The following is a 4,227-nucleotide window of genomic DNA, read 5'->3' as shown; positions in this document are numbered from 1 at the left end:
CGGGACGTAGCTCAGCTTGGTAGAGCACCTGCTTTGGGAGCAGGGGGTCGCATGTTCAAATCGTGTCGTCCCGATCATTTTATATAAGCGCGGTTGTTGAATGGTTATACTTCTTTCAATCATCCGCTTCATATAGAGTACATCGTAATAAGCATAATCTTGCAGCGCAATAGCTGTGGGGTTATGCTTTTTTGTTTCCAACTTCGACATATTATGGATGTAAATATAGGCAGTAGAAGCGTAATTTTCATGAAATTCTATAATCTATTTACATACATTTCTATTATATTTTCGCTAGAAATATAGTTAAAATATGGTAAAATGAGAGGGTTCACGCAATTCTACTAACAGCAATGCATTCCATTTTTCATAACATACATCCCCAAAAAACCAATCTAAGGAGACTTACCCGATGACCTTTACCCAGCATTTAATCCATAAATATCAGCACGAATGGCGTCAAACTCAGCAACATCCTTTTGTGCAAGAGTTAGGTCAAGGAACACTAGAACGCAGTAAATTCAGGTTCTATATGATTCAAGACTACTTATATTTAGTTGATTATGCCAAATTGTTCGCGCTCGGTGCCATCAAGGCACCGGACGTGAAGACGATGAGTGAATTCTCAGCGTCGCTGAGTAATATTTTACATGAGGAAATGGGGATTCATCGTTCTTATGCGGCTCGGTTTGGAATTACGAAAGAGGAGCTGGAGCATGCAGAACCTTCACCAATCACACTCGCTTACTCTCATTATATGCTGCATGTGGCTCAGAATGGTGGGTTAGCGGAGTTAACGGCAGCACTTCTACCTTGCATGTGGAGTTACTGGGAAATTGGCCGTATGCTCCAGGAAATCCCTGGCGCGGTAGATCATCCTGACTATGGGGAGTGGGTAAGAGCTTACAGCTCAGAAGAGTTCGGCCAACATGCGGAGTGGTGCATTACATTAATGGATCGACTTGCCGTGGGGAAATCAGAAAGTGATCTGGCGCGTTTGGAAACGATATTTCTGAATACGACCCGCTATGAAACCATGTTCTGGGAAATGGCCTATCGCCAACAAATGTGGCTGTAAATTCGATTAAAAGTACTAGCAAAACGCATTCATAAGAGCCCAGAGAACGAATATACATATACGGAATCATCAGAAGTTGGTTATCAACTGGGAGGTGTTTCGGTATGATTTATTGGATTCTGGCTGTGATTGTGGTAGTAGTTGCTGTACTAGTTATTGCAAGTCTACGAAGAGGTAAATCATCAGCGCCAGCTGAAGTGAAAACGCACAAACCCTGCGCTTACTGCAATGAGGAAATCGCTATTGATGCGCCAGTTTGTAAGTATTGCAGGGGGGTTGTAGTGAATTAGCAGGCCTAGATGTTAATGGTTAAAAGGGGAAGAAAGAAGCAACGAGTAGTTCGCCAATCAGCGAGCCTTTCGTTGCTTTTTTAGTGGTAGTTATTCTTTCTTATTACGTCTGCTAGCTTCCTTGGCATCCAGGGTTCCTAAGAAATCACTCGCCGTTCGGACAATATATTGAACTTCATCAAGGCCTCGTTCCATCAGCATGCTTTTATGAATATCAATGATTAATTTCTTCTCATGAATGCCATCAACACCGTCTAGCTTCTGAAAATTAAATAGCTCACTCGGATCTATTTCCAAAGCATTCATCAGCGTTTCCAACGTAGTCAATGAAATGTTTCGCTGGCCGCGTTCAATATCTGATATATGTGATTTGCTCATGCCGACCTTGTCTGTTTTCTCAGCCAGCTGATCCTGCGTGAATCCTTTTACTTTCCTAATCATACGTAATCGCTCACCGATGAGCCTTAGAAAATCAGACATCTCATTCACCTCAAGTTGAGGTTATTGAATTCCTGTCTAAAATGAGATACCTATATATGGTGATTTAACGCATGAAATCCTGTCTGAATGGTACTTCCATAAACTAAACATATCAAATAGTTGGCACTATGCCCCGAAAAAGTGTAACATCTAACTCATAAGCACATAGAAGGAGCATGAATCAGTTGAATATTGAATTACACAATGAAGTACCTACCGATTTCGAAGAGTTGAAAAAAGCAGCAAATCGCACATCCAATTGGAGGGAGCGTCTTTCGGCTGTTGAAGCATTAGGTGAGCACGGCGATCAACAATCCGTTCATATTCTTAAACGACTTATGGCGAACGATTCCGTCTATCTCATTCAAGAGACAGCGTTCCGTAAATTGAGAATTTTGGGTGAGGATGTTCAATTGCCCCCTCGTAAAAAGGGTGACTTGATCAAAGGTGTAGGAAAGATTTTACTTCGCATCAAGAAGAGCTTGCCAGAAGGTCATACGTATGAGGCTTTCAAAGAGAAGCTGCAGAAAATGAGAAGTGATGTTTATGACACGTATGAAGGCGACAAAGGCTCTGATTTCGATCAATGGCTTGAAACGACATGGTCGGGTTTATTAAATAAATAAGAAGCAACAATTATGGAGTGAAGAGATGGCTAAGGGTAAAGGTGGAACAGGTAGAGGCACGGACAGCAAAGGCTGGAACCGGTGGCAAGCAAGTGCCAATAAGGCAAAGAGTGCGCCGAAACCCTACAAGAGTAAGGGCCTCAAAGCTGCTGCAGCAGCGGCCAAAGCGTCTGGGACAAGCAGCAGTGCGAGCACGAAGAGCGCCAACAAATAAGCTTAACGATGAGTTGAGCTATGAAAAGCCCTCGGCACCTAGCCGAGGGTCTTTTTATGTAGAAGCCTCGTATACTTGGTTTTTGCATCCTACCCATGTCCTGTGTAAGATAGATGTAAGGATAATTTTGGACGAGGTGAGGGTCATGGTTTTTGGAGCACGCGTGTGGAAAACAGGAATCGCGGTTGCTTTAGCTTTATATATAAGTGCATGGCTTGAATTCACGCCACCGGTTATTGCAGCTGTTGCGGCGATTTTTGCGATGCAGCCCTCGATTTATCGATCATGGCGTTATTTCTTGGACCAACTGCAGACGAATATTATTGGGGCTGCGTTTGCTTTATTAGCAGGTATATTTTTCTCGCAAAACGTAGTTGCCATTGGCATTGTATGTATTATTGTCATTATTCTAAGTTTACGATTGCGTATGGAAGAAACGATAGGTCTTACCTTAGTAACGGTTGTCGCAGTCATGGAGGCGTCAGGTGAGTGGCGGTTTGCTGTTAATCGTTTGTTGCTAAGTTTGATAGGCATTGGATGTGCCTTCCTTGTGAATGTACTCTTCTTTCCTCCAAAGCCGAAGGAACAATTCGCTGCACAGATCGGTACTATTTTCGGCAAAATGTCACTGCTCCTTCGCACGGTTATCTCGAATGAAATTAAGGAAACGGTGTTTCGTGAAGAAAAGGAAGGACTGCGTAATGCCTTGAAGTCCCTGTCTGATAAATACAGACTTATGGAAGAAGAAATTAAGAAAATGAAGGGCAGCGGATCCAAGCGGATTCGTGCCCTCGTCGTGTACAAGCAGAAACTGCTTGTTATGTTCAAGGGTCTCGAGGTGTTGGAGGCTGTGGATGAGCATTATTTCCAGGCTACGCGTTCTGCGGAAACGGATGCATGTTTTGATGATCATATGGAGAAATTGATTAAATATCACGAGCATGTGCTGCTAAAGTTCGATGATAAGCTGAAGGAAACAAGCTCAGATGGTCTTGAAATGGAAGCAGAAAATGAGCGCTTTATGGTCAATCTTATTGCACGCTATAACGAGAGTCCGAACGGTATGTTACGCTTATCGATCGTTGCGGCAGCCATGTATGACTATGGTCATCAGATTGTACGGTTGGATAAACTTGTTGAGCATGATCATCGAGGGGAGACCGAAGAGAGTGAACCGCTTGAAATGTTGCTCAAAAGTATTCGGCTGAAATAGTTCAGATTTACATTTGCTTTACGAAATGGTTTGTGCTATATTAGGTTTCTTGCTTCGAACAGGCAAGCATGAACAAGCACAAACCATGGAGTCTGAACGTGTTGAATATCTTCACGAATGGATGAAATAAAATAAAGCTTGCAAATGAAAAATCAATATGGTATATTATTTCTCGCTGCTTCGGTAACACGGCAGTGAACGAAAGAAATTGATCTTTGAAAACTGAACAACGAGTGAGTAAGCAAAGTCGAGTAATCGACTATAAAAGAGATTGTAAAATCTCGCTAGCATCAAAATGAGCATTTCAGCTTTCACAATAGGACGAG

General features: G+C 42.6%; 5 protein-coding genes and 1 tRNA gene. 5 read left to right on the top strand and 1 reads right to left on the bottom strand.

Translation table 11 applies throughout. The annotated features are described in order from the left end of the window. Nucleotides 1-74, top strand: a tRNA-Pro gene (locus A8709_RS01675). A gap of 338 nt (nucleotides 75-412) precedes the next feature. Further along, nucleotides 413-1,078: a thiaminase II gene (gene tenA / locus A8709_RS01670; RefSeq protein WP_065850488.1), complete on the top strand. Its 666-nt coding sequence runs from the start codon at nucleotides 413-415 to the stop codon at nucleotides 1,076-1,078. A gap of 380 nt (nucleotides 1,079-1,458) precedes the next feature. On the opposite strand, the gene A8709_RS01660 is transcribed toward tenA, so the two are convergent. Then, entirely contained in the window at nucleotides 1,459-1,848 is a 390-nt protein-coding gene (locus A8709_RS01660) for a helix-turn-helix domain-containing protein (RefSeq protein ID WP_065850486.1), read from the bottom strand. Nucleotides 1,849-2,024: 176 nt separating this feature from the next. Between A8709_RS01660 and A8709_RS01655 the strand changes: the two genes are divergently transcribed. The 3 genes from A8709_RS01655 to A8709_RS01645 all read left to right on the top strand — a co-directional run bounded on the left by A8709_RS01655 (nucleotide 2,025) and on the right by A8709_RS01645 (nucleotide 3,901). Next, complete coding sequence (locus A8709_RS01655; RefSeq protein ID WP_065850485.1) at nucleotides 2,025-2,474, top strand: HEAT repeat domain-containing protein; 450 nt, start codon at nucleotides 2,025-2,027, stop codon at nucleotides 2,472-2,474. 25 nt (nucleotides 2,475-2,499) lie between these two features. Continuing rightward, on the top strand, nucleotides 2,500-2,688 hold the full coding sequence (locus tag A8709_RS01650) for a DUF3934 family protein (RefSeq protein ID WP_065850484.1): 189 nt from the start codon (nucleotides 2,500-2,502) through the stop codon (nucleotides 2,686-2,688). Between the two features lie 145 nt (nucleotides 2,689-2,833). Then, complete coding sequence (locus A8709_RS01645; protein WP_065850483.1) at nucleotides 2,834-3,901, top strand: FUSC family protein; 1,068 nt, start codon at nucleotides 2,834-2,836, stop codon at nucleotides 3,899-3,901. Nucleotides 3,902-4,227 lie beyond the last annotated feature (326 nt).

Source organism: Paenibacillus pectinilyticus (genome assembly GCF_001700435.1).
Lineage (GTDB): Bacteria > Bacillota > Bacilli > Paenibacillales > NBRC-103111 > Paenibacillus_E > Paenibacillus_E pectinilyticus.
This window is presented reverse-complemented; position numbering and strand designations above follow the sequence as displayed.